Genomic DNA, 22,918 nt, shown 5'->3' with positions numbered 1-22,918 from the left:
CCCGCAACACCACACACAACACCACCGCGCATGCGAACAGGAGCGGGCGGGAGGAACACCACCTCCCACCCGCTCCTTCGCATATATCCGCTCCTTCTTCTCAATGTCCGCTCGTCTGTTCTGTGGAGTATTCGGGTCATCAGGTGGGGATGCCTGAAATGCCCGCTGGTGTACCGCTGTTGGCGGGCCAAGTACACCGAACGCACGAGAAGAGGACGCACACCATGGCCGCAACCTTCCGTCTCCGTACTGCCGTTGCCGGTGTCATGACCGTCGGGCTGATCGGGGTGGGTGCTGCGACAGCGACCGCGACGACCAGCGAACCCACCGCGACTGCCGACACCTCGGTCCAGGCCGATCCCAGGGCCAAGACCAACACCGTCACTGCGGACCGGGAACATGTGAAGCAGTGGGAGGAGTTCCGGTTGCGCGGGAAGGTGACCGGGATCAAGGCGGGGACGACCGTGCACCTCCAGCAGAAGCAGCGCGGCAAGTGGAAGACGCTGCCGGGGACATCGATCGTCAACCGTTCACTGGACTACTCGATGCGCGTCAAGCTCGGTATCAAGGGCGTGAACCAGGTCCGGACGATGATCGCGGGTGAGCCCTCGAATCCGGTGACGGTGACCGTCCACTGACGGTGTGCGCGTCCGGCTGACGGTATGCGCATCCGCTGACCGTACGCGTGCTGTACGTACCGCTGGGGCCCGAACACGGGGTAGTGCTAGATACACCCCGAGTTCGGGCCCCAGCGGTATGGGTTCGGGCTCGCGGTCGGGCGACAGTGGACACATGACAACGACGACGCACGTACAGCCCGGTCGGCCCTCCCCTTCCCCTTCCCCCTCCGCGCTTTCTGCACCGATGCCGACGGTCTCCGGCGCCCGTGGCGGGGGGCGCTTCGGCCGGGAGGTGGGGTATCTCCTCTCGGGGCTGCCGATGGGCATCGCCGCGTTCGTCTTGATGGTGACGGGCTTCGCGCTCGGTGTCTCGACGCTCGTCATCGTCCTCGGCCTGCCGGTGCTGGCCGGAACACTGTCCATGGCCCGGTATCTGGCTCGTGTCGAGGCGGACCACATAGCCGCTGTCACCGGCCGCCCTCTTCCGCACCGTCGCCGGGAACCGGCTTCGCCGGAGAAGGGGAGCGGCGGCGGACGCTGGAAGATCGTGCGTGATCCGCAGGCGTGGCGGGAGCTGGCACACGCGGTACTCGCCTTCCCCCTCCGGGTGGTGACCTTCTCCCTCGCAGTCACCTGGCTGGTGGGCGGGCTCGGCGAGCTCACCTATGGGCTGTGGTCCTGGTCGCTCCCCCGCGACGACGGGAAGGACGGCCTGATGGATCTGGCCTTCGGGATAACGGGGCGGGGTCCCGACATCGCCTTCAACACCGCGATCGGTGTGTTCCTGCTGCTCACAACGGTGCCGGTGGTGCGGGGGCTCACGGTGGTGCAGGCAAGCCTGGGGCGCGTCCTGCTGCGCCGGGGCGAGCTGTGACGCGGACCTGCGGCCCGGGGCCCCGGGGCTCGGGGCCTGGTCAGACGGGGCCCGGGGGAGGGAGTGGGCGCTCGAGCGGCGCGCCGGCCGAACTGCTGCCATCCTGAGGCAGCGGGCAGCTGCGACGGGCGGGCACCCCTCGCAGCGCCGGGTGTACGGCCCGCACACACCACCTCCAGCGAGTCCTGTACGCCCAGCAGGCAGCAGGCAGCAGGCACCGTACGCAGGAGGAGCAGGTACGCAGGCAGCGCCCGGAGGCACCGCACAGCACGCAATACCCAGCCCCGTCCGTCGGAGGATCCGCATGCTGACGACCGACTTCGTTCCCGGCACCCCCAACTGGCTCGACTTCGGCGCACCCGATGTGGACGCCGCCGTCGCCTTCTACACCAGCGTCTTCGACTGGCAGTTCCAGTCGGCGGGACCGGAAGCCGGGGGGTACGGGTTCTTCCAGCGCGGCGGCAAGACCGTCGCCGCCGTCGGCCCGCTGATGGAGGAGGGGGCGAGCCCGGCCTGGACGACGTACTTCCACACGCAGAACGCGGACGCGACCCGTGCCCAGGTGGAGCGGGCGGGTGGCACCGTACGGGCCGAGCCGATGGATGTGTTCACCGCGGGGCGCCTGGCACAGTTCACGGATCCGACCGGCGCGGACTTCGCCGTGTGGCAGCCGGCGGAAACCGCGGGGCTGGAAGTGGTCATGGAGCCGGAGACGCTGTGCTGGACGGAGCTGTACACCACAGATGCGGCAGCGGCGAAGGGTTTCTACACGGCGGTGTTCTCCTGGTCCTACGAGGACATGTCGATGGGTGACGACCTGGTCTACTCGGTGGTGTCGTCGCCCGGTGGCGGTACGGAGGGCGACACCGGGCAGGGCGGCATCATGCAGCTCCCGCAGGAGAACCTGAGCGCCGGATCGACCTCGGAGTGGCATCCGTACTTCGCGACGGAGGACTGCGATGCGACGTGCACCCGGGCCACCGGCGCCGGGGCGAAGGTGCTGATCCCGCCGACGGACGCGCCCGGTGTGGGGCGGCTCGCGATGCTCCGGGATCCGGCGGGCGCACCCTTCGCGTTGATCAAGGGAGATCCGAACATGGGGTGACGAGCGGCAGGCGGGGATTGACCCTCACACCGTGTGAGGTCGTGAAGTGGGGGAGTCATGTTCACCATCGGAGACTTCGCGACCCACGGCAGGGTGTCGGTGCGGATGCTGCGTCACTACGACGCGGTCGGGCTGCTGCGGCCCGCTCGTACGGACCCGTACACCGGCTATCGCTACTACGCGGCGGCGCAGCTGTCCCGGCTGAATCGGATCATCGCGCTCAAAGAGCTTGGCTTCACGCTGGAGCAGGTGCGGGAGATCATCGACCAGCGGATCAGCGTCGAGGAGCTGCGGGGGATGCTGCGGCTGCGGCAGGTGGAGCTGCGGGCGGCGATGGAAGCCGACGCCGCACGGCTCGCACAGGTGGGGGCGCGTCTTCGGCTGATCGAGAGGGAGGGACACATGGGTTCCGAGGACGTGGTGGTCAAGCGGCTGCCGAAAGTGCGGGTGGCGGAGTTGTCGGGGGTCGCCGACCGGGCGGGGCCGGAGTCGATCGGGCCGGTGATCAAGCCCCTGTACGGGGAGTTGTTCCCGCGTCTGGAGAGGGCGGGTGTGAAGCCGACGGGGCTGGGGCTGGCCTACTACGAGAAGGGGCCGGGGGACGACGAGGACAGCGTCCTGGTGCATGCGGCGGTGCAGGTGGCGCCGGAGGCCGAAGCTCCAGGGTCCGGGGAGTTCCAGGTGGTGGACCTTCCGGAGGTCGAGACGGCGGCCACGTTGGTGCACCACGGCCCCATGGACGACGTCATGCCCGCGCTGCAGACCTTGGCCACCTGGATCGAGGCCAACGGCTACCGCTCCGCCGGTTATCCGCGTGAGTTGCTGCTCTCCTGCGAGGGCGGTCCGGAGCAGTGGGTGACGGAGCTCCAGGAGCCGGTGGTACGGGCAGTCGGCTGAGCCGATGGGAGGGGGCGGGACGCGTCGGGTCCGGCTCGTGCTCCGGACGCTTCGGCCGCAGCCGAAGCGTCCGGAGCCTAGCGTCCGAAGCATGACACGAACCGTGCACGAGCTCGACCGAAGTGCGGATGTGCGGGCCGCGCTTGCCGACCCCCATCTGGTGCCGGAGCTGCCGCCCGTGGACGAGGGGCGTGGGCGGCACCCCCTGCTCGAACCGGGCGAGAGCTCGGGGCGGGGCGCGTCGGTGGCCTGGCTGCGTGCCTCGGTGTCCCGGTTCTGCTCCGGGGAGAGCCATGCGCGGCGCCGTGCGCTGGTGGAGGCCGAGTTGCGCCGCGTGGATCCGGCGGAGCTGCGGCGGGCGGTGGCGGCGGGGCCGGATGCGGTCGGCGAGGAGGTGCGGATCCGGGTGGTGCGGACCCTCGCCGAGGCGTTGGGGCTGCCGGAGCCGCAGGCGGTGGCGGAGGCGGTCGCGGTGGTGGCCGGGGTCTACTTCGGCGGTACGGATCCGGCCGCCGACGCGGCGGTGGCCGAGTTGGTGGAGCTGCTGGCGGGGGAGGCCGGGGGAGAGGACGAGTTGGAGGTGGTCGCGAGCCGTATCTGTCTCCTTGTGCAGGCGTGCGAGGCCACGGCAGCGCTGGTACGTCACGCAGCAGCTGGAGCGGCGGCTTCGGCAACGGCTGCGGCTCCCGACCGGCCGGTGGGGGAGCTGTTGGCGGAGACGCTGCGCCGCGATCCCCCGGTGCGGGTGATGCGGCGGGTCGCGATTCGCGGCACCCAGGTCGCGGGGCGCGAGATCGCCGAGGGGGACGTGGTGGTGCTGGACATCGTCGCGGCGAGCCGCGAGGACCGGGTGGGCCCCGGGGGAGCAGCCCGCGCGGCGGGTGGCTCGGCGCAGCTTCCGCCCGGCTCGGAGGTGCCGCTCGCCTTCGGGGCTCCGCCACGGGAGTGCCCCGGTCGGGAGCACGCACTGGGGCTGGCTGCGGGCCTCCTGGAGCGGGAGCCGCGTACCGCCTTCGCGCGGCTGCACCACCGGGACGCGCCGCTGCTTCTGCCCAACGCGTGGGATCACGCGTCGGCGGCTGCTCTGGTGGCGGACGGTTTCGAGGCGGTGGGCACCACCAGTCTCGGTGTTGCCGCCGCGGCCGGGCTGCCGGACGGGGCGGCTGCCACCGCCGCGGCCACGGTGGCGTTGGCGCGGCAACTGGGCGATGGTGGCCTGCTGTTCACCGTGGACGCCGAGGGCGGCTTCAGCGACGATCCCGGGCGGGTGGCGGAGCTGGCTCGGCAGTTGTGGGCTGCGGGTGCGGCCGGTATCAACATCGAGGACGGGCGCGAGGACGGCGCTCTCTCCCCCGTCGAGCTGCACATGGCGAAGATCGCGGCGATCAAGGCGGCGGTGCCCGGGCTGTTCGTCAACGCGCGTACCGACACCTATTGGTTGGGCTGTCGGCAGGCCGAGACGGAGCGTCGGCTCGCGGCGTACCAGCAGGCGGGTGCGGACGGGGTGTTCGTACCGGGGTTGTCGGATCCGGCGGGGATCGGTGCGCTGGCCGCGCGTCTCGACGTGCCGCTCAACATCCTCTACACGCCTGCCGGGCCCACCGTGTCGGAGTTGGCGGCGCTGGGTGTGCGGCGGGTCAGTCTCGGTTCGCTGCTCTACCGCACGGCGCTGGGCGCGGCGGTGGCGGCGGCGCGAGCCGTGCGGGACGGCCGGGACCCCGCGCACGTCACCGGCGCGGCTCCCTCCTACGCCGAGGTGCAGGCGTTCAGTGCGCCTGGAGAAGGCTGAGCACGGCTTGGCGGTAGGCGGCGAAGACCCGGGGCAGTTCGGCCAGGTGGGCGCGTTCGTCGATGCCGTGCAGCCCTTCGTACGGCACCCCGAAACCGGCGGTCGCCCGGATTCCCTCGCCCGCCAGCAGGTTGCCGATGTTCGACGGCCCCGCGGTCTTCGGTCGTACGGCGAACCCGGCGTCGGCGGCGGCGTGCAGCAGCGCGCGGGCGGGCTGCTCGTCCTCGGTGAGGCGGAAGGGTGGCCAGTCGGCCACGGGGGTGATGTCCGTCGGTCGGGGGGCGGGCAGTTCGGCGTCGAGGCGGGCGGCGATCTCACGGACGAGGGTTTCGGCGTCGTGGGCGGCGAAGCCGGGGGTGGTGCGTACGTCGACGTTCACTTCGCACAGGTCGGGTGTCACGGAGAAGCCGTGGCCGCCGTGGAAGGAGGTCACGGACAGCTTCGGTGGCAGCGGGAAGTGCGGATCGGCGCCGGCGGCGGTCAGTTCGGCCGCGTCGAGGAGGCGTACGAGGTGGGCGGCGCGGGAGATCGCACCGACCACCTTCCGGCGTGCTCCGGAGTGTCCGGCGGGGGCGTGTACGGCGAGGGTGGCCCGCCACAGGCCGCGACCGCCGACCACCACCTCGGTCGCTCCGGGGTAGCCGATCATCACTCCGGCCGGGCGGGCGGCGGTGGGGTCGGCGAGGTAGGCGCGGGCGCCGCCGAAGCGGCCGGTGTGTTCGTCGACGTCCAACAGCACGGCGAGTCCGCCGTGCAGGGCGTCGGTACGGGGCAGCAGGTCGGCGGCGAGGTGGCAGAACATGGCCGCGGCGAGCTTGGAGTCGGCGGCGCCGCGTCCCAGCAGCCAGCCGTCGGCGACGTCGCCGCAGGCCGGTGGGAAGGACCAGGCGTTCTCGTCGCCGTACGGGGCGGTGTCCAGGCAGGCGTCGAGTGTCCACCAGGGGCCCGGCCGGCCCCCGGGCAGCTCCACGAGCAGCCCTGCGGGCTTCCCGGCGTCGTTACCGGCGGCACTGGCGGCACTGGCGTCGCCGGTGTCGCCGGTGCCGCCGTACAGACGGCGATGGGGCAGGCCGTGGGCGGACAGCCACTCCTCCACCACGCGCAGGACAGGGCCGTAGTTGTCGAGTCCGGCCCGGCTGGGGTGTCGGATCAGTTCCTGGGCGAGCCACACCACGGATTCCGTACGCTCCTGGGGGCCCGCAGCTGTCTCGGTGACCTGCCGTTTCTCGTCGCTCATGCACACATGGTGGCGCGCCGGGGGATCCGTCGCGCCCGATGGCCCGGCAATGTATTGGAACGTTGAGTCCATAACCGTGCTACCGTGCTGCGCATGGCCCGGCCGAGACTGTTCGACGAGGAGCGGGCCCTGGATGCGGCGATGCGCGCTTTCTGGGAGAAGGGGTACGAAGCCACCTCGACCCAGGACCTGTGCGAGGCGACCGGTCTGGGGCGCAGCAGCATCTACAACACCTTCAGCAGCAAACACGACCTGTTCCAGCGGGCGTTGGCCCGGTACGTCGATGCCATGACTGCGCAACAGCTGGAGATTCTGGAGGATGTCGAGCGGTCCGCGCTGGAGCGGATCGAGGCGCTGTTCGAGAGGATCATCGAGCAGGAATTCGAGCAGCGGTGGGCGGGGCGGAGCATCGGCTGCCTGTCCGTCAACACCACGGTGGAGCTGGCGGCGCGGGACCCGGAGGTCGACCGGGTGCTGACCCGGGATCTGCGGGTGCGGCTCGACGCGCTGCGGGCCGCGGTCGAGGCGGGGCAGCAGGCCGGCGAGATCACTGCCGACCGTGAGCCGGAGGCGCTCGCCCGCTTTGTGAACGCCGTCATCGGCGGTATGCGGGTCTCCGCGCAGGGTGGTGCTGACCGCCCGGCGCTGAAGGGGATCGCCGCAACGGCGGTGAGTGCGCTTCGGCGTTGACACCGACAGCCGCGGGAGTGCGTGCTCCTGCGGCTCTTTGCTGGGCAAGTTTTGTACTGATCCATCCATAACGGATCCATCCATCACAGCCGGTGGGCGCACCACCGGACGTACTCGGGGAGTCACGGATGCCACTGACCGTCTATCTCATGGCCGCGGGGATCTTCTCCATGGTCACCAGCGAGTTCCTGGTGGCGGGGCTGATGCCGCAGATCGGGGACGGGCTGGACGTCACCGTTTCACAGGTCGGCTACCTGGTCACCGCGTTCGCCGCCGCGATGACCGTCGGCGGGCCGTTCCTCGCCGCCGGAGTGCTCCGACTGCGGCCCAAGCAGGCGCTGCTGCTGCTGTTCGGGATCTTCCTGATCGGCAATGTCCTGGCCGCCACCGCCTCCAGCTACGCGGTGATGCTCGTCGCACGGGTCGTCGCCGGGACCGCCTCCGCCGCGTTCCTGGGCACGTCGATCTCCCTCAGCGTGCGGCTGGTCCGGCCCGAACTGGCCGGGCGTGCCGTGTCCGTGGCGCTCAACGGACTGATGCTCGGCACGCTTCTGGGACTGCCGCTGTCCACCTTCATCGGCGAACGGTACGGCTGGCGCGCCGCGTTCTGGGCCGTCACCGTGATGACCCTGCTGGCCGCAGCGGCCACGCTGGTGTGGGCGCCGAACGTCGAACGGCAGGGCAGCGGGAGCGGCGCGGGCGGCGGTCTGCGCCGGGAACTGGGCGTCTTCCGCAATCCGAAGCTGTGGCTGGTGCTGGCCACCAGCACCCTGGTGATCGGGGCGACGTTCTCGGCGTTCAGCTACTTCAACCCGATCCTGACCGAGATCTCCGGCTTCTCGACCGGCAGCGTGCCGCTGCTGCTCGTGGCGTACGGCGCCGCCAACCTGATCGGCAATGCGATCGTCGGCCGCCTCGCCGACCGGCACACCCTCGCGGTCCTGCTGACCGGGCTGATCAGCCTCGGGATCTTCCTCGCCGCCTTCGCGCTGCTGGCCGAGGCCCCCGTCGGCGCCGTCGTCTTCATGCTGGCCATCGGACTGGTCGGCGTCACCATGAACCCGGCCATGGCCGCTCGCGTCCAGCGGGTGGGCAACACCGGCCCGCTGGTCAACACCGTCCACTCGTCGTTCATCACGCTCGGCATCATCATCGGCTCCGCGCTCGGTGGCCTCGCCATCCCGCACTTCGGGCTGGTCTCCCCGGTGTGGATCGGGGTGGGCATGGCCGCGCTGGGCGTCGTCAGCCTGCTACCGGATCTGCGGAGCGGTCGCCGCCCGGCTCGGCAGCCGGTCGCCGACCGGCCGGCAGGCAGCGCCCCGGCCGCGGCGGTCGCGGAGGCGGGCGAGGGAGCGGGCGAGGAGACGAGCCGCTCCGCGGTGAAGGTCGGCTGAGCCCGGGGGCGCGGCCGGGGCGGAGCCTTGCCGACCGGCCGCACCCGGGGTCGGGTCGACCGGCCGTGCCCGGAGCCGCGTGGCAGCCCCCGGCGCGACCGGGGCCTGCCACGCGGTGCTCAGCTCATACGAGTGAACCGGGGCCACCCGCAGGTGCGGGGGCCGGACTGGGCTCCGGGCTCCCCGGGTGCGGCGGCTCGGGAGAGGTGCCCTTGCCGACTGCGGTCTCGGTCTCAGTCGGCGCGTTCAGCTCGCTCAGCATCTGCTTGCTGAAGCCGAAGAAGTAGGTCGCCACGAAGCCGACCAGATATCCGGCGGCCAGCCCCAGGCCGTAGATCGCGGCGATGGCCCCCAGCCCTTGGTCGCCCTTGAGCAGGGGGAAGAGCGCCCAGCCGGAGGGGCCGATGGCGGTGGAGCCGACCGAGGTGCCCAGTTGGTAGAAAAGGCCCACGACCCCGCCGCCGAAGGCACCACCCACGCACGCCGTGATGAAGGGGCGGCCCAACGGCAGCGAGACGCCGTAGATCAGCGGTTCGCCCACGCCGAGGAAGCCGGCCGGGAGCGCGGAGCGGATGGTCTTGCGGATCGAGGTGTTGCGGCGCAGCCGCAGGTAGATGGCGACCGCCGCGCCGACCTGGCCGGCGCCGGCCATCGCGAGGATGGGCAGCAGCACGGTGTAGCCGCTCTGCTCGATCAGTGTGGTGTGGATGGGGATGAGGGCCTGGTGCAGTCCCAGCATCACCAGTGGCAGGAAGAGTCCGCCCAGTACGAATCCGGCCGCTGCTCCGCCGTGCTGGAGCAGCCAGTCGGCGAGGTGTCCGATGCCGGTGGCGATCTCGCCGCACACGTACATCAGTCCGAACAGCGTGACCAGTCCGGCGACCAGCACCGTCACGGTGGGCGTGACGAGTACGTCGACGGCGGACGGTACGAGGCGGCGGCAGGCCTTCTCCACATAGACCGCCAGCAGCGCGGCGAACAGTGCGCCCAGCACACCGCCCTGCCCGGGGGCCAGCTTCTGACCGAACGCCGAGACGTCCGCGACCCCGGGGAAGACGATGACGGCTGCCGCGGCGCCGCCCAGTACCGGGGTGCCGCCGAACTCCTTGGCGGTGTTCAGCCCGACGAAGACCGCGATCAGCGACATGAAGCCGCTCGCGATCGCCGCCAGCGCGGGGGTGAGCGCCGGGAGCCAGCCCGCGTTGGTGAACAGGCCGTTGATGCCCGCGACGATGCCGCAGCCGATCAGTGCGGGGATGAGCGGTACGAAGATGTTGGCGACACGGCGCAGCATCAGCTTCACCGGTGTCGCGTTCTTCTCCTTGCGGGCGGCGCGGATCGCCGCGCCCTCCGCCGCCAGCTCGTCGGCCGTCCTGGGCGCTCCGGCGGGATCACCGGCGGGGTCACCGGCGGTCTGCCCGGCGGCGACCTGGGCTGTGGCCCGGTCCCGTGCCGCCTCGGCCTCCGCCTCGACCAGCGCCTCGAACTCGGGTGTGATCCGGGCGACTTTGCCCGGCCCGAGCACGATCTGGTACGTGTCGTCCTCCACCACGCCCAGCACTCCGGGAAGAGCCTTGAGGGGCTCGTCCTGGACGCGGGAGCGGTCGGCGAGGCCGAGCCGCATCCGCGTCATGCAGTGGCTGACGGAGGTGACGTTCGCGGCGCCTCCCACCAGGGGGAGGATCGCCTCGGCGAGCTGTCTGTCGGAGTTGCCCTCAGGCTTTGCCTTGGTGCTGTCTGTGCTCATGGTGCGGTCGCTCTTCTTTGAGTGGTGCCATGGTGCGGTTGCTGTGGGGGGTGGGTGGTGCTGCTGTGCCTACGCGGCCCCGCCGGGTGTGCCACCGGGGGTACCGCCGGGCGCGTCGGTGGGCGCGTCGGTGGGTGCGCTGCCGGGTGCGTCGGTGGCGCACCGCAGCGCCGCGCGCAGGTGGCCGTGCGAGTCGGCGAGCAGCCGCTGCGCCGTCGGGCCGTCGACTCCGCCGAGGACGGTGAGGATCGCCGCCTTGACCTCGCCGTCGGTGGCCGCCAGTGCCGCCTCGATCTCCTCGTCCGGCGCGCCGGTCGCCAGCGAGACGATGCGCCGCGAGCGGGCCCGCAGCTTCTCGTTCGAGGCGCGCAGGTCCACCATCAGATTCCCGTAGGTCTTGCCGAGCCGGATCATGGTGATGGTGGAGAGCATGTTGAGTACGAGCTTCTGCGCCGTACCGGCCTTGAGCCGGGTGGAGCCGGTCAGCAGCTCGGGTCCGACGACGACCTCGATGCCGTGTTCGGCGGCGGCGGCCAGTGCCGATCCCTCGTTGCAGGCCAGCCCCACCGTGAGCGCCCCACGGGAGCGCGCGTACTCGACGGCGCCGACGGCGAAGGGCGTACGGCCGGACGCCGAGATGCCGACCACCGTGTCGTCAGCCCTCAGGCCGAGCGCGGCCAGGTCGGCCGCAGCGGCCTCGGCGCTGTCCTCGGCGCCCTCGACCGAGTTCACCATCGCGCCGGGGCCGCCCGCGATCACCCCGGTGACCTGGCCGGGGGCCGTGTTGAAGGTGGGTGGGCACTCGCTGGCGTCCAGCACCCCCATCCGCCCGGCCGTGCCCGCCCCGGCGTAGAGGAGCCGGCCGCCGCGCGCCATCCGCTCCGCGATGGCGTCGATCGCCGCCGCGATCTCGGGCAGTCGGGCGGCGACGGCGCCGGGGACGGTGCTGTCCTCACCGTTCATGATCTTCGCGATGTCGAGCGTGGGCAGCTGGTCGATCTCGGCCAGCTCGCTGCGGAACGCCTCGGTGGTGAGCGTGTCCAACTGCTGGCGCAGCTGGTCATGGCCGGAACCGTGCTGCTGCGCGGAACCGGTCTGCGCGGTGCCGGCCTTGGCGGTACGGGCCTTGGCGGTACGGGCCTGCGCGGTGCCGGGCTGCGAGGTGGCGGGCTGTGAGGTGGCGGACTGTGAGGTGGTCATGGGAGGCGCGCTTTCTGTGGCTCAGGGCGGCGGGGTCCGGTGGGCCGTGACGCGGCACGTGCGGCCGGTGCGGCGTCACGGCGCGCTCGGCGGGGCCTTCGGCGGATGCGTCGCCGTCGGCGAGGGGACGTCGCGACGGGCGCGCCGTGGCCGGGGGCCGACCGGATGGGTGGCCGGTCGGCCGGGGGCTCAGCGGGTGCGCGGCCTGGGGGAGTGGCGGTGCGCCAGCGCTTCGTAGGAGGCGGACAGCGCGGGCGCCGCCGTCTCGTACGTGCGCTGGGCCACCCCTATGAACAGGCAGTCCACCACGAGGAGCTGGCTCGTCCTGCTGGACATCGCCGCCGGTCGCAACTCGCTCTCGCGTGCCGTGGAGGTCGTCAGTACGTGGTCGGCGTACTGGGCGACCTCGCCGTCCGGGCGGCCGGTGATCGCGATGGTCGTCGCACCCTGGTCGAAGGCGACCCGCAGCGGTTCTATGACGTCCACCGTCCGCCCCGAATGGGTGATGGCGAGCGCGACATCGCCCGCCCGCAGCTGGACGGCGTTGGTGACGGCCAGGTGGGGGTCCACATGGCTGTGCGCCACCATGCCGATGCGCAGCAGCTTCTGCGCCAGGTCCTGGCTGACGAGCCCCGAGGCGCCGACGCCGTACACATCGATGCGCCGGGCCGACGCCATCGCGGCGACAGCCGCCTCGACCTGCGCGACATCGAGCCCGGCTGCGGTGTCCGCGAGGGTCTGCTGCTCGTCGGCGGCCAGTTTGGCCACGACGTCGGCAATCGGGTCGTCGACGACGATGTCGGCCGTCACCGCGGGGGCCGCACCGGACTCCTGTTGCGCGGCGAGCCCCGCGAGCGCGAGCCTCAGGTCGCGGTAGCCGGGATAGCCGAGGAGCCGGGAGGTGCGCACCACGGTGGCCTCGCTGGTGCCCGTGCGTTCGGCGAGCCCCGTGACGGTGAGTTGGGCGCAGCCCGCCGGGTCGCCGGCGACGGCTTCGGCGACGCGTTGCATCGAACGGGTCATCGACGGCGCCATGGTGCGGACCTTGGCCGCGAGTGCGGTGGGCCCCGGGCGGTTGGCGGCCCGGGAGGAGGGGGTGCTGTCGCCGGTCTCGCCCGCTGAGCGGGGGGCCGGGGGCTGGGCGCCCGGCCCTGGCGTCCGACGACCCGGACGGAAGGCGAAATTTTCCTTCAGGTCACTGCTCACAGCTGAAAGATATTTTCGTATCGGTTACCCGTCAATGCCCGCCGCGGCGCGCCGGTCCGCGAGCCGAGCCCCGGGTCCGCGAGCCGAGCCCGAATCCGCGCGCCGGTCCACCGGTTCGGCGAGCTGGCGTCCGCCGGGGTCCGCCGGTGTGAGCTGTGAGCCGGCCGGGAGTGCAGTGGTGCAATGGAGGTATGGCACCGAAGGAATCCGCATCCGACCCGGGTCCCGGCGACGAGGGCCGCCAGGACGCCTTGGAGCGGGCGCTGCACACGGCCCGCGCCCTGATCCTCGCCGACCTGGAGGCCGGCGACGTCGCGCAGGCCGACATCGTCTCGCTGGTCGAGGAGGCGGTCGCCCACCGGCGCTGGTGGGTCGGACAGTGGCCGGAGGGCGTGGCCTTCGTCGACGGCCTGGTGGCGCAGGACGTGCAGGACTCGCTGCTGGAGCGGTACGGGCGCTGGCCCGTCTGCCCCGTGTGCGTCGGCTCCGATCCGCACGCGCTCGACGTCGAACCCGAGCTGGGCGTCGAGCCGCACTGGGTGTGCGGCAAGACCTCCACGGTGGTGGCCCGGGTCGGCTATCTGAGCGGCAAGCTGTGAGCGCGGGGCACCGGGCGGAGCCCTCCGGGTGACCGTCTACATCGATCCGCCGATCTGGCCGGGGCACGGCCGCCTGTGGTCGCACCTGGTGAGCGATGTCTCGTACGAGGAACTCCACGCGTTCGCGGCGGGCATCGGGTGCCCGCCGCGGGCCTTCGACGGGGACCACTACGACGTGCCCTCGACGCTGTACGACACCGCGGTGGAGGCCGGAGCGGTCCCGGTCGGCTCCAAGGAACTGCTCGGCCACCTGACGAACGCGGGACTGCGCCGCCGCAAGCGCTGACCGACTCAGTCCCCGGGGCGTCTCCCGCCCGCCCCGGCACCGCCGGTCACGTCCGTCGCGGCGGGCGCCGTCGCGCCGGGCGCCGTCGCGCCGGGAACCGAGCGCAGCCCCGGCCCGGCGGACGCGGTGACGAGCCGGGAGCGGGCGTGCACCCGGGAGGAGACGGCCGTCGTCAGCACGGCGGCCGCCGCCATGGCAGCGCCGACCCAGGCGACCGCCGCGTACCCCCACCCGGCGGAGATGGCCAGGCCGCCCACCCAGGGGCCCACCGTGTTGCCGATGTTGAACGAGGCCGTGGCCGTCGCGCCCGCCAGGGTCGGGGCCGCGTCGGCGGCGTTGAACATCCGGGCGTTCAGTGCGGGGCCGGTGGTGAAGGCCGTGACGCCGAGCATCAGGGCCAGCGCGATCGCCGCCCAGCGGTACTCGGCCAGCAGCGCCAGCGCGGTGAGCACGGCGGTTGAAGCGCTGATGCCGCCGTACATCGTGCCGAACAGATGCGCGTCCGCGATGCGGCCGCCGATCACCGTGCCGATCAGCCCGCCGAGGCCGAACAGGGCCAGCACGCTGGGCACCCAGCTCTCGGGCAGCCCGGCCACCTCGGTGAGCAGCGGCGCGAGGTAGGAGAAGAGCGCGAAGACGGCACCCGCGTTCAGCGCGATGGTCACCAGCGCGAGCCACACCTGCTTGTCGCGGTAGATCCGCAGCTCCCGCCGGAGGTCGGGGGCATGGGCACCCGTCGGCACCGGGGTGTCCGGCACCGACGCCAGTACGCCGACCACCGCGAGGGCCGCCAGCGCCGCGACCGCCCAGAACGCCGCGCGCCACCCGGCCTGCTGGCCCAGGAACGACCCCGCCGGCACCCCCGCGACATTGGCGACACCGAGCCCGCCCACCATGATCGCCATGGCGCGGGCCCGCGCGTTCTCCGGCACCAGTGAGACGGCGACAGCCGAGCCCACCGCCCAGAACCCGGCACACGCCAGTGCGCTGACGATCCGCGAGACGAACAGCACTTCGTACGTGGGCGCCAGCGCCCCCACGACGTGGCCCAGCACGAAAGCGGCCAGCAGCGCGATCAGCGTCGTACGGCGCGGCAACCTCAGCGTGGCCGCGGCCAGTACGGGCGCCCCCACCACCATGCCCACGGCGAACGCCGAGACCAGCAGCCCGGCCTGGGGGATCGACACCCCCAGGTCCCGTGCCAGCGGCTGCAGGATGCCCGAGAGCATGAACTCGGAGGTCCCCAGCGCGAAGACGGACAGCCCCAGCACATACACGGCGACCGGAATCCGTCCGCCGACCGCTTCGCCCTGCGCGAGATCCCCAGCCATGTCTGCCGCAACCGGCTGTCCGCGCCCGGGTATTCCCACCGGGCCCGACCGGTCAACCAGTCGCACGGCCCGAGCACTTCGCCACAGCTACGGCTGAGCCTGCAGCAGCCGCAGCTCCGTGGTCAGGTTGTGGCGGGCCGCGGGCTCCCAGTGGGTGCGGGCGTACGGGGTGCGGTAGAGGTGCGGCAGGCCGAGGAGTTGGTGGAGGACGGTGCTGCGGCCCTCGCGGAAGGCGGCGTCGGGGACGAAGGCGTACTCCTGGCGGATCTCGGCGGCGTAGTGCGCGTACTGCTCGGGGGTGCCCGACAGGACGGCGAGGTCGGCGTCGCAGAGCAGTTCGCCGTCGAGGTCGCGGGGGGCGGGGTCGTGGCTGACGGTCAGCCGGACCAGGCGTGCCACCTCGGCGGTGCGCGCCTGCGCCACCCCCGCCTCGGGCAGCGCACGTTCGGCGAGGCGGGCGCTGCGCTCCTCGTTCTCGCTGCGGTCGGGGCGGTAGACGGCGTCGTGGAACCAGGCGGCGAGTCGCACGGCGTCCAGGTCGGCGCCCAGGTCGGCGCCCAGGTCGGAGCCCGGGGCGCTGCCGGACGCGGCACCGACTGCCGCACCGGACGTGGCGCCGGACGCGGTGCTTTCGGCGGCGGGTGCTTGCCCGCCCGGCTCGCCGGGGGTGAGATGCGCGGCCAGTTCGTCGACGCGGTCGAGAACGGTCCGCAGATGGGCGGTGGAGTGGTAGCGGCGGTGGGGTTCGGCCCAGCGGCCGAGGAGATCTTCCCCGTACGGGGTCGGATCGGGTCCCTCGGCGCCGTCACGGGCACTGACCAGCAGCGCGTTCCAGCGTTCGAGCAGGGCCCGGTGCGTCGCCTCGGCCGCCCGGCCCGCCTCACTCGTCGCCCCGCCCGCCGGTCGGCCGTCGGGTGGGGGCTGTGTTGTCGACATCGGGCAATTGTCGTCCGACGGGAGCGCCGTCTTCCAGCGCTCCCCGCCGTGTGGCACTCTGTTGCGCATGTCTAGACCAATTCTCGAGGTGGTGGCGCTCAGCGCGGAGGACGCGGCTGCCGCACAGGCCGGAGGAGCGGACCGCCTTGAGGTGGTCACCGACATGGCCGCCGACGGGCTCACCCCTTCCGCGGAGACGTTCGCCGCCGTCCGGGACGCCGTCGACATCCCCCTTCGGGTGATGTTGCGGCTCGCCGACGGCTTCAGCGCCGGGGGAGACGCCGGGATCGAGCAGCTGTGCGCCCGCGGTGCCGCGCTGCGGGCGGCCGGCGCCGAGGAGTTCGTCCTCGGCTTCCTCGACGAGGCCGGACAGGCGGACCTGCCCGCGATCGAGGCCGTCACCGCCGCCGTCCCGGGGTGCCGCTGGACGTTCCACCGCGCCCTCGACCGGGCCGCCGACCGGGACGCCCTCCGCAAGCAGCTCGCGGAGCTGCCCGGCCTGGACACCTACCTCACCGCGGGCTCACCGGACGGGGTCGGCGCGGGCTTCGCCACGCTGCTCACCGAGGCCGCCCGTACCGCGGCCCGCGAACCCGGCTACGCCCCCCGGCTGCTGGTCGGGGGCGGTCTGGCCCTCGACCACGTACCCGGGCTGCTCCGCGCGGGCATCGATGCCTTCCACATCGGCGGCGCGGCCCGCCCCCGGGGCTGGAGCGCCCCGGTCGAACCGACGGCGGTGCGCACGTGGCGCCGGGCCCTGGACGGGGACTGAGCCGGCCCCGCTCAGCGGGCCTCGGCCTGCGAACCCCGCACCGCCGAGGGCAACCGCACGTGCCGCGCCCGGACGACGACACCGCGCGGGCCGTCGCCACCGGGCGCACCGTCGCCACCGCCGGTCCCGTTCCGCCCGCGCAGCACCGCCGTAGCGCCTGCCAGGGACAGCGCGGCGACCGTCGCGCCGAACAGGGCGGTGGCGGTGTTGAGCGAGGTGACGTCGCTGAGCGCGCCCGCGGCCACCGGGAGGGCGCCGGCCAGCAGGTAGCCGCCCGCGGTCAGGGCCGCGTTGGCCTCGGCGAGGCGCCCGGCGGGAACGTTGGAGCTGAGCATGGTCAGGGCACCGAGCTGGGTCAGGCCCTGGCCGAGCCCGGCGAGCACGGCCGAGGTGACGAGCGCGGTGACCGAGGTGGTGCGGACCGCGAGCACGAGCGCGGCCATGCTCGCCACGGTCAGTGCGGCGCCCGTCAGCAGGTCGGTCCTCACCCGCAGTCCCCGCGCGGCGAACTGGATCGCCGTCGCGGCGGCGAACAGGACGAAGATGGTCGCGCCGGAGAGTATCCGGCTGCTGGTGTGCAGCAGGTCGGCGAGCAGGGTGGGGCCCAGCGACAGCACGAATCCGGTGGCCGCGATAGCGGGGGCGAAGACGGCGAGGCCGAGCAGGAGCTGACGCCGGTTGGCGCGTGGCGCCGACGGGATGCGTACCCAGCGCTGCGGGGCGGCGGGGGCGGCTCCGGGTGCCCGGCGCGGCAGCGGCATCCGCAGGACGACCACGAGCGCGGCCAGCAGCAGTCCGAGCTGGAGCAGGAAGACGGTCACCGAGGGCCCCGGCGCCAGCTCGGACAGCAGGCCCGCCAGCAGCGGCCCGACGGCGGCGCCGCCGACCATCGAGGACGAGGCGATGAGCCCGGCGGTTCGCTTCTGTGTACGGTCCGCGAGGTCGGAGACCGCTGCCATTCCGGCGGAGAGGAAGGCGCCGACCGCGATACCGCTCAGCAGCCGCGCGGCGAGGAGCACGGGCACCGAGTGCGCGGTCGCGAACATCGCGGAGGCGAGCAGGCCGAGCGCCAGTCCGGGCAGCAGTACCGGCTTGCGGCCGAAGCGGTCGGAGAGGGTGCCCGCGACGGTGAGGGTGCCCAGGAGTCCGGCGATGTAGAAGGCGTAGATCGCCGTCAGGGTGGCGGCGGAGAAGCCGATCCGGTCCTGCCACAGGACGTAGAGCGGCGCGGGTTCGTTGGACAGCGCGAGTACGGCGACGACGGGCCAGGCGGCCAGCCACATCCAGCGCGGGGAGGGCGTGGGCATACGGGAGCTCCTGGGCAGGGGAGGACGCGGAGGGTGTACGAGTGGACTCGTACAAGTAGTACGAGAGAATTCGTACCAGGGGGGAGTAGTACGATGCAACTCGTACTACTCCCGATCGCGTCGTACCGCACCGCGAGTGCGGCTCCGGTGCCCGCACGCCCGCCGTCGAAGGAGGCCACCTGATGAGTGAAGCGGCCCTCACCCGGGACTTCCGCATCCCGCCGCCCCCGCCCGGGGTGCAGCTGCCCGAGCCGCTGCCCGAGCCCGCACGGGACGAGATCCGGCTGGAGGCGGTGATGGCGGCGCTCAGCGATCCGCTGCGGATCGGCGTGGTGCGCAAGCTCCTGCTGGAGGCGGTCGACTTCGACCACACCTGCACCTGGTTCGAGCTGGACCGCCCCAAGTCCTCGCTCACCCACCACTTCCGCACCCTGCGCGAGGCCGGCCTCGTCCGGCAGCGCCAGTACGGCCCCTCCCGCCGCAACCAGGTCCGCATCGAGGATCTGCAAGCCCGCTTCCCCGGCCTTCTCGCGCTGATCGCCGACTGGACCCCGGCCTGCGAGTAGGCCCGAAGCCGTTGACAGCCTCAACGGCCCCCTCTAGCTTGCTGCTTGCCGTTTGAATCGTTTCACGCAGTCTTACGACCCGTCTTACGACCCGTCTTACGACCCGTTTCACGAGGTGTTCCGTCGCCGCCGCCCGCCACCGAAGGAAGCGCATGCCCTCCTCGTCCCGCCACCCCGCCGTGGTCGCCCTCCTCGACCGCGCCCACACCCTCGGCGCCGACCCGCGCAACACCAACTACGCGGGCGGCAACGCCTCGGCCAAGGGCAGCGCCACCGACCCGGTCACCGGACAGCCCGCCGAGCTGATGTGGGTCAAAGGATCGGGCGGCGACCTGGGCACCCTGACCGAGGACGGGCTGGCCGTCCTCCGCCTGGACCGGCTGCGCGCGCTCACCGCCACCTACCCCGGAGTCGAGCGCGAGGACGAGATGGTCGGCGCGTTCGACCACTGCCTGCACGGCAAGGGCGGCGCGGCGCCGTCCATCGACACCGCCATGCACGGCCTGCTGGACGCGGCACACGTCGACCATCTGCACCCCGACTCCGGGATCGCCCTCGCCTGCGCGGCCGACGGCGAGAAGCTGACCGGCGAGTGCTTCGGCGACAGCGTCGTCTGGGTGCCCTGGCGGCGCCCCGGATTCCAGCTCGGGCTCGACATCGCCGCCGTCAAGGACGCCAACCCGCAGGCGGTCGGCGTCGTGCTCGGCGGCCACGGCATCACCGCCTGGGGCGACACCTCCGAGGAGTGCGAGCGCAACTCCCTGTGGATGATCCGGACGGCGGAGGAGTTCCTGGCCCGGCGCGGCACGCCGGAACCCTTCGGACCGCTGCTCGGCGACGGCTACCGGCCGTTGCCCGAGGCCGAACGCCGGGAGCGCGCCGCCGCGTTGGCGCCCGTACTGCGCGGGCTCGCCTCCACCGACCTGCGCCAGGTCGGCCACTTCACCGACACCGGGCCCGTGCTCGACTTCCTCTCCCGCGCCGAGCACCCCAGGCTCGCCGCGCTCGGCACCTCCTGCCCGGACCACTTCCTGCGCACCAAGGTCCGCCCCCTCGTCCTCGACCTGCCCGCCACCGCGCCCCTCGACGAGGTGGTCGACCGGCTGCGCGAGCTGCACGCCGCCTACCGCGAGGAGTACGCCGCCTACTACACCCGGCACGCCACCGCCGACACGCCCCCGATGCGCGGCGCCGACCCCGGCATCGTCCTCGTGCCCGGCGTCGGCATGTTCTCCTTCGGCAAGGACAAGCAGACGGCACGCGTGGCGGGCGAGTTCTATCTGAACGCCATCAACGTGATGCGGGGCGCCGAAGCCGTCTCGACGTACGCGCCCATCGAGGAGTCGGAGAAGTTCCGCATCGAGTACTGGGCGCTGGAGGAGGCCAAGCTGCGGCGCATGCCGCCGCCCAAGCCGCTGGCGGGCCGGATCGCGCTGGTGACCGGGGCCGCCTCCGGCATCGGCAAGGCCATCGCCCGGCGGCTGTCGGCGGAGGGCGCCTGCGTGGTGGTCGCGGACCGCGCCGGGCCCGAGGCGGCAGCCGTCGCCGAGGAGTTGGGCGGGCCGGACAAGGCCGTCCCCGTCACCGTCGACGTCACCGAGGAGCAGCAGATCGAAGCCGCCTTCGCCACCGCGGCCCGCGCCTTCGGCGGCGCCGACCTCGTCGTCAACAACGCGGGCATCTCCCTCTCCAAACCCCTGCTGGAGACCACGGCCGCCGACTGGGACCTCCAGCACGACATCATGGCCCGCGGCTCCTTCCTCGTCTCCCGCGAGGCCGCACGGCTCATGCGGGCGCAGGAACTGGGCGGCGACATCGTCTACATCGCCTCCAAGAACGCGGTCTTCGCCGGCCCCCACAACATTGCCTACTCCGCCACCAAGGCGGACCAGGCGCACCAGGTCCGGCTGCTCGCCGCCGAACTGGGCGAACACGGCATCCGCGTCAACGGCGTCAACCCGGACGGCGTCGTCCGCGGCTCCGGCATCTTCGCCGGCGGCTGGGGCGCCCAGCGCGCCGCCGTCTACGGCGTGGAGGAGGAGAAACTGGGCGAGTTCTACGCCCAGCGCACCCTGCTCAAGCGCGAGGTCCTGCCCGAACACGTCGCCGCCGCCGTCTTCGCCCTCACGGGCGGCGACCTGACCCATACGACGGGTCTGCACGTGCCGGTGGACGCGGGCGTCGCCGCGGCATTTCTGCGCTGACGGCCCGGGGCCGGGCCCCGGCGAAGGGGCAGGGCCCCGCGCGCGTCAGAGGGCCCCGACGAACGAGAGGACGATCATCCCGACGACGAAGACGGCGAAGGCCAGCCGCGTCCGACCGCGCCGCCCCAGCTCGAACATGACGCCCGCCAATGCCGTGGCGGCCACGGTGACGGCGATGATGAGACCCGACTGGTGCTCTGCCGCCCCCTTGACCGTCTGACCGATCCCCCCGACCAGATACACCACCGCGACCAGCATGGTGACCGTCCGGGCGTTGCGCGGGGTGTTCCTCTGCTGCCGGAGGAAAGCCCTCCGATCGGCCGGGGAGGAGGTCCGCATCCGCAGCATGTCCTGCTGGAGCCGTTCGTAGTCGTTGCTCCCCGGGGCGCTCATGCCCGCACGATAGCGCCATGCGCCGCTGCGTACCCCGGTCGGTCCCCGTCGCGCCCACCACCTCTACGAACCCCTCACCCTTGATCAGCCCGTGCCCCGCTCGTTCGGACGTTGTTCGGACGGCCCCGGTGCCGGGCAGGCAGTCTCTAGGCTGGAACGAGAGGTCGGCTGAGAGGGGTGGGTGCGGTGGGCGGGAGTTGTGAGACCGAGCCGGTGGCGTTCGGACAGCGGGTCCGCGTGCTGCGGGTGCGGCGTGGGATGAGCCGGGAGGTGCTGGCCGGGCTGCTGGGGCGGTCTGCGAGCTGGGTGAAGCAGATCGAAGGCGGACGGCTGCAGATGCCGAAGCTGCCCATGGTGCTGCGTATCGCCGAAGTGCTGCGCGTGGGTGACCTGGCCGAGCTGACCGGTGAGGGCACCGTGCCCACAGCCTTGTTCACCGGCCCGGGGCACCGCCGCCTGCCCGAGGTGCGGGCAGCCATCGACGCCTTCCCCTTCAGCGCCCGGAGCCGCGAGGCCCCCGGTGTGGCGTACTTGCGCGAGGGCCTGGCCCGGGCGTGGGCGGCACGACATGCGGCTCCGCACCACCGCGACGTGCTCGGCGCGCTGCTCCCGGGGCTGATCGAGGACGCCCAACTCGCCGTGCTCCAGGCCGACACCGCTGCCCAGCGCCGCGCCGCGCAATCGGTGCTGGCCGAGACGTACGCCCTCAGCCAGTTCTTCCTCGCCTACCAGCCCGACTCCGCGCTGTTGTGGCGTGCCGTCGAGCGCGGCATGGTGGCGGCGCAGGAGTCCGAGGACCCGCATGCGATCGGGGTCGCCGCGTGGCTGGCGGCGCAGGCCCACCGGGACAGTGGGCACGCCCACTTCGATGCCGCGGACGCGGTCACCCACGCCACGCTCCGGCATTTGGAGCCGCTGCTGCCCGACGCGGACGACGACGTACGCGCCATCGCCGGTGCCCTCCGTTTCGAGGCCGGATACACGGCTGCGCGCCGCGGCGAGACCGGCACCGCCTGGCACTACTGGGACACGGCCCACGCCGTGGCCCGGCGACTTCCCGCCGCCTACTTCCACCCGGTGACGTCCTTCTCCCGTGCCGTCATGGGCGCCCATGCCGTAACCGTCGCGGTCGAGCTGCACATGGGCGGGGAGAGCGCGCGCCAGGCGCACGGCGCCGACACCCTCGGCCTGCCGTCCCGGCCCCGTCGGGCCCGCCACCACGTTGAACGCGCCCGCGCCTACCAACTCGACGGCCGTCTCGACGAATCCCTCACCGCCCTGGCCCAGGCGTACGACGCCGCCCCGGAGACCGTCCGCTACAACGGCTACGCCCGGCGCATCCTCTTGGAGGAGACCGCTGCCAAGAGCCCGACCAGGCGCCGCCGTGCCGGTGAGCTCGCCACCCGGGTAGGACTCCTGACCGCCTGAGCGGACGAACCAGGCGGTGCCAGGGGGCACAAACTGTGCCCTTTCTCGCATCGTGCCGCTTCTACGGTCCCGCTATGGACAAGCACGAAGACATGCGGCTGCTGCCGTGGGTGAGTGACATGGGCAAGCCGTGCTATCTGGTCGGGGACCCCGAAGGGGTGGTGGCGGCGTTTGCGGACCGGGTGGAGGAGCGCCAACTGGCCGCTGCGCACCAGGCCCTCTCGGAGGCGCACTCCGTGTTGGGGGAGCCCGCGGCAGGCGCCCTCGCGCTGCGGCTGGCGCTCGCGAGGGTGCTGCCCGCCCTCGCGCACGTGCTGCGGATCGCGGAGAGCCGGGG

22 protein-coding genes are annotated in these 22,918 nt (G+C 72.6%); 14 read left to right on the top strand and 8 right to left on the bottom strand.

Translation table 11 applies throughout. From position 1 onward, the window contains the following. Positions 1–224: 224 nt before the first annotated feature. From JW613_RS35105 to JW613_RS35085, 5 genes are all read left to right on the top strand, one after another. Positions 225–638, top strand: coding sequence for a hypothetical protein (locus JW613_RS35105; protein WP_209215252.1), 414 nt, complete (start codon positions 225–227; stop codon positions 636–638). A gap of 226 nt (positions 639–864) precedes the next feature. Next, positions 865–1,494: a sensor domain-containing protein gene (locus tag JW613_RS35100; RefSeq protein ID WP_209215251.1), complete on the top strand. Its 630-nt coding sequence runs from the start codon at positions 865–867 to the stop codon at positions 1,492–1,494. A 304-nt stretch (positions 1,495–1,798) separates the two neighbouring features. Then, positions 1,799–2,599, top strand: coding sequence for a VOC family protein (locus JW613_RS35095; protein ID WP_209215250.1), 801 nt, complete (start codon positions 1,799–1,801; stop codon positions 2,597–2,599). A gap of 57 nt (positions 2,600–2,656) precedes the next feature. Next, positions 2,657–3,496 (top strand): MerR family transcriptional regulator, encoded by an 840-nt coding sequence (locus JW613_RS35090; protein WP_209215249.1) that lies wholly within the window; start codon positions 2,657–2,659, stop codon positions 3,494–3,496. 91 nt (positions 3,497–3,587) lie between these two features. Continuing rightward, entirely contained in the window at positions 3,588–5,285 is a 1,698-nt protein-coding gene (locus JW613_RS35085; protein WP_209215248.1) for an isocitrate lyase/phosphoenolpyruvate mutase family protein, read from the top strand. Here the strand turns inward: JW613_RS35085 and JW613_RS35080 are convergent. Next, the gene (locus JW613_RS35080; protein WP_209215247.1) at positions 5,263–6,522 is read right to left on the bottom strand and encodes a M20 family metallopeptidase; all 1,260 of its coding nucleotides are present in this window, start codon (positions 6,520–6,522) and stop codon (positions 5,263–5,265) included. The two genes, JW613_RS35085 and JW613_RS35080, sit on opposite strands and share 23 nt — an antisense overlap. A gap of 93 nt (positions 6,523–6,615) precedes the next feature. Between JW613_RS35080 and JW613_RS35075 the strand changes: the two genes are divergently transcribed. Both JW613_RS35075 and JW613_RS35070 read left to right on the top strand, forming a co-directional pair. Continuing rightward, a complete protein-coding gene (locus JW613_RS35075) occupies positions 6,616–7,212 on the top strand; it encodes a TetR/AcrR family transcriptional regulator (RefSeq protein ID WP_209215246.1) in 597 nt (198 codons plus the stop codon). 128 nt (positions 7,213–7,340) lie between these two features. Next, on the top strand, positions 7,341–8,606 hold the full coding sequence (locus JW613_RS35070) for an MFS transporter (RefSeq protein ID WP_209215245.1): 1,266 nt from the start codon (positions 7,341–7,343) through the stop codon (positions 8,604–8,606). Positions 8,607–8,730: 124 nt separating this feature from the next. Here the strand turns inward: JW613_RS35070 and JW613_RS35065 are convergent, their stop codons facing one another. From JW613_RS35065 to JW613_RS35055, 3 genes are all read right to left on the bottom strand, one after another. Beyond that, the gene (locus tag JW613_RS35065) at positions 8,731–10,353 is read right to left on the bottom strand and encodes a PTS transporter subunit EIIC (protein WP_209215244.1); all 1,623 of its coding nucleotides are present in this window, start codon (positions 10,351–10,353) and stop codon (positions 8,731–8,733) included. Positions 10,354–10,422: 69 nt separating this feature from the next. Further along, entirely contained in the window at positions 10,423–11,553 is a 1,131-nt protein-coding gene (gene murQ, locus JW613_RS35060) for an N-acetylmuramic acid 6-phosphate etherase (RefSeq protein ID WP_245226933.1), read from the bottom strand. Positions 11,554–11,742: 189 nt separating this feature from the next. Further along, positions 11,743–12,759 carry a MurR/RpiR family transcriptional regulator gene (locus JW613_RS35055; protein ID WP_209215243.1) on the bottom strand — a complete coding sequence of 339 codons (1,017 nt, stop codon included), beginning with the start codon at positions 12,757–12,759 and terminating at the stop codon, positions 11,743–11,745. 191 nt (positions 12,760–12,950) lie between these two features. Between JW613_RS35055 and JW613_RS35050 the strand changes: the two genes are divergently transcribed. Both JW613_RS35050 and JW613_RS35045 read left to right on the top strand, forming a co-directional pair. Further along, entirely contained in the window at positions 12,951–13,358 is a 408-nt protein-coding gene (locus JW613_RS35050) for a DUF8819 family protein (protein WP_209215242.1), read from the top strand. Between the two features lie 28 nt (positions 13,359–13,386). Next, the gene (locus JW613_RS35045) at positions 13,387–13,644 is read left to right on the top strand and encodes a DUF4031 domain-containing protein (RefSeq protein ID WP_099882239.1); all 258 of its coding nucleotides are present in this window, start codon (positions 13,387–13,389) and stop codon (positions 13,642–13,644) included. A 5-nt stretch (positions 13,645–13,649) separates the two neighbouring features. Here JW613_RS35045 and JW613_RS35040 read toward each other — a convergent pair whose 3' ends face one another. After that, on the bottom strand, positions 13,650–14,975 hold the full coding sequence (locus JW613_RS35040) for a Cmx/CmrA family chloramphenicol efflux MFS transporter (protein WP_209215241.1): 1,326 nt from the start codon (positions 14,973–14,975) through the stop codon (positions 13,650–13,652). Between the two features lie 87 nt (positions 14,976–15,062). Beyond that, positions 15,063–15,911 carry an HD domain-containing protein gene (locus JW613_RS35035; protein ID WP_245226931.1) on the bottom strand — a complete coding sequence of 283 codons (849 nt, stop codon included), beginning with the start codon at positions 15,909–15,911 and terminating at the stop codon, positions 15,063–15,065. Between the two features lie 67 nt (positions 15,912–15,978). On the opposite strand from JW613_RS35035, the gene JW613_RS35030 reads away from it, so the two are divergent. Beyond that, complete coding sequence (locus tag JW613_RS35030) at positions 15,979–16,683, top strand: copper homeostasis protein CutC (protein WP_209215240.1); 705 nt, start codon at positions 15,979–15,981, stop codon at positions 16,681–16,683. A gap of 11 nt (positions 16,684–16,694) precedes the next feature. Here JW613_RS35030 and JW613_RS35025 read toward each other — a convergent pair whose 3' ends face one another. Next, the gene (locus JW613_RS35025) at positions 16,695–17,990 is read right to left on the bottom strand and encodes an MFS transporter (RefSeq protein WP_209215239.1); all 1,296 of its coding nucleotides are present in this window, start codon (positions 17,988–17,990) and stop codon (positions 16,695–16,697) included. A gap of 182 nt (positions 17,991–18,172) precedes the next feature. Between JW613_RS35025 and JW613_RS35020 the strand changes: the two genes are divergently transcribed. Then, entirely contained in the window at positions 18,173–18,556 is a 384-nt protein-coding gene (locus JW613_RS35020) for an ArsR/SmtB family transcription factor (protein ID WP_209215238.1), read from the top strand. Positions 18,557–18,708: 152 nt separating this feature from the next. Further along, on the top strand, positions 18,709–20,760 hold the full coding sequence (locus JW613_RS35015) for a bifunctional aldolase/short-chain dehydrogenase (RefSeq protein WP_209215237.1): 2,052 nt from the start codon (positions 18,709–18,711) through the stop codon (positions 20,758–20,760). A 45-nt stretch (positions 20,761–20,805) separates the two neighbouring features. Here the strand turns inward: JW613_RS35015 and JW613_RS35010 are convergent, their stop codons facing one another. Continuing rightward, the gene (locus JW613_RS35010; RefSeq protein ID WP_209215236.1) at positions 20,806–21,153 is read right to left on the bottom strand and encodes a hypothetical protein; all 348 of its coding nucleotides are present in this window, start codon (positions 21,151–21,153) and stop codon (positions 20,806–20,808) included. 258 nt (positions 21,154–21,411) lie between these two features. Here JW613_RS35010 and JW613_RS35005 point away from each other — a divergent pair, with 258 nt between their 5' ends. Next, on the top strand, positions 21,412–22,581 hold the full coding sequence (locus JW613_RS35005) for a helix-turn-helix domain-containing protein (RefSeq protein WP_209215253.1): 1,170 nt from the start codon (positions 21,412–21,414) through the stop codon (positions 22,579–22,581). A 74-nt stretch (positions 22,582–22,655) separates the two neighbouring features. Next, on the top strand, positions 22,656–22,918 hold a 263-nt coding region (locus JW613_RS35000), incomplete at its 3' end, for a hypothetical protein (protein ID WP_209215235.1).

The sequence above is a fragment of the Streptomyces smyrnaeus genome, assembly GCF_017676345.1.
Taxonomy (GTDB): Bacteria; Actinomycetota; Actinomycetes; order Streptomycetales; family Streptomycetaceae; genus Streptomyces; species Streptomyces smyrnaeus.
Note: the sequence above shows the minus strand (reverse complement) of the source record. Positions and strands in the feature narration are given on the sequence as shown.

Bases quoted from the DNA above. Each gene is read 5' to 3' on its own strand.
- JW613_RS35105 (WP_209215252.1), top strand. From the start codon at position 225: ATGGCCGCAACCTTCCGTCTCCGTACTGCCGTTGCCGGTGTCATGACC.
- JW613_RS35100 (WP_209215251.1), top strand. From the start codon at position 865: ATGCCGACGGTCTCCGGCGCCCGTGGCGGGGGGCGCTTCGGCCGGGAG.
- JW613_RS35095 (WP_209215250.1), top strand. From the start codon at position 1,799: ATGCTGACGACCGACTTCGTTCCCGGCACCCCCAACTGGCTCGACTTC.
- JW613_RS35090 (WP_209215249.1), top strand. From the start codon at position 2,657: ATGTTCACCATCGGAGACTTCGCGACCCACGGCAGGGTGTCGGTGCGG.
- JW613_RS35085 (WP_209215248.1), top strand. From the start codon at position 3,588: ATGACACGAACCGTGCACGAGCTCGACCGAAGTGCGGATGTGCGGGCC.
- JW613_RS35080 (WP_209215247.1), bottom strand. From the start codon at position 6,522: ATGAGCGACGAGAAACGGCAGGTCACCGAGACAGCTGCGGGCCCCCAG.
- JW613_RS35075 (WP_209215246.1), top strand. From the start codon at position 6,616: ATGGCCCGGCCGAGACTGTTCGACGAGGAGCGGGCCCTGGATGCGGCG.
- JW613_RS35070 (WP_209215245.1), top strand. From the start codon at position 7,341: ATGCCACTGACCGTCTATCTCATGGCCGCGGGGATCTTCTCCATGGTC.
- JW613_RS35065 (WP_209215244.1), bottom strand. From the start codon at position 10,353: ATGAGCACAGACAGCACCAAGGCAAAGCCTGAGGGCAACTCCGACAGA.
- murQ (WP_245226933.1), bottom strand. From the start codon at position 11,553: ATGACCACCTCACAGTCCGCCACCTCACAGCCCGCCACCTCGCAGCCC.
- JW613_RS35050 (WP_209215242.1), top strand. From the start codon at position 12,951: ATGGCACCGAAGGAATCCGCATCCGACCCGGGTCCCGGCGACGAGGGC.
- JW613_RS35040 (WP_209215241.1), bottom strand. From the start codon at position 14,975: ATGGCTGGGGATCTCGCGCAGGGCGAAGCGGTCGGCGGACGGATTCCG.
- JW613_RS35035 (WP_245226931.1), bottom strand. From the start codon at position 15,911: ATGTCGACAACACAGCCCCCACCCGACGGCCGACCGGCGGGCGGGGCG.
- JW613_RS35030 (WP_209215240.1), top strand. From the start codon at position 15,979: ATGTCTAGACCAATTCTCGAGGTGGTGGCGCTCAGCGCGGAGGACGCG.
- JW613_RS35025 (WP_209215239.1), bottom strand. From the start codon at position 17,990: ATGCCCACGCCCTCCCCGCGCTGGATGTGGCTGGCCGCCTGGCCCGTC.
- JW613_RS35020 (WP_209215238.1), top strand. From the start codon at position 18,173: ATGAGTGAAGCGGCCCTCACCCGGGACTTCCGCATCCCGCCGCCCCCG.
- JW613_RS35015 (WP_209215237.1), top strand. From the start codon at position 18,709: ATGCCCTCCTCGTCCCGCCACCCCGCCGTGGTCGCCCTCCTCGACCGC.
- JW613_RS35010 (WP_209215236.1), bottom strand. From the start codon at position 21,153: ATGAGCGCCCCGGGGAGCAACGACTACGAACGGCTCCAGCAGGACATG.
- JW613_RS35005 (WP_209215253.1), top strand. From the start codon at position 21,412: ATGAGCCGGGAGGTGCTGGCCGGGCTGCTGGGGCGGTCTGCGAGCTGG.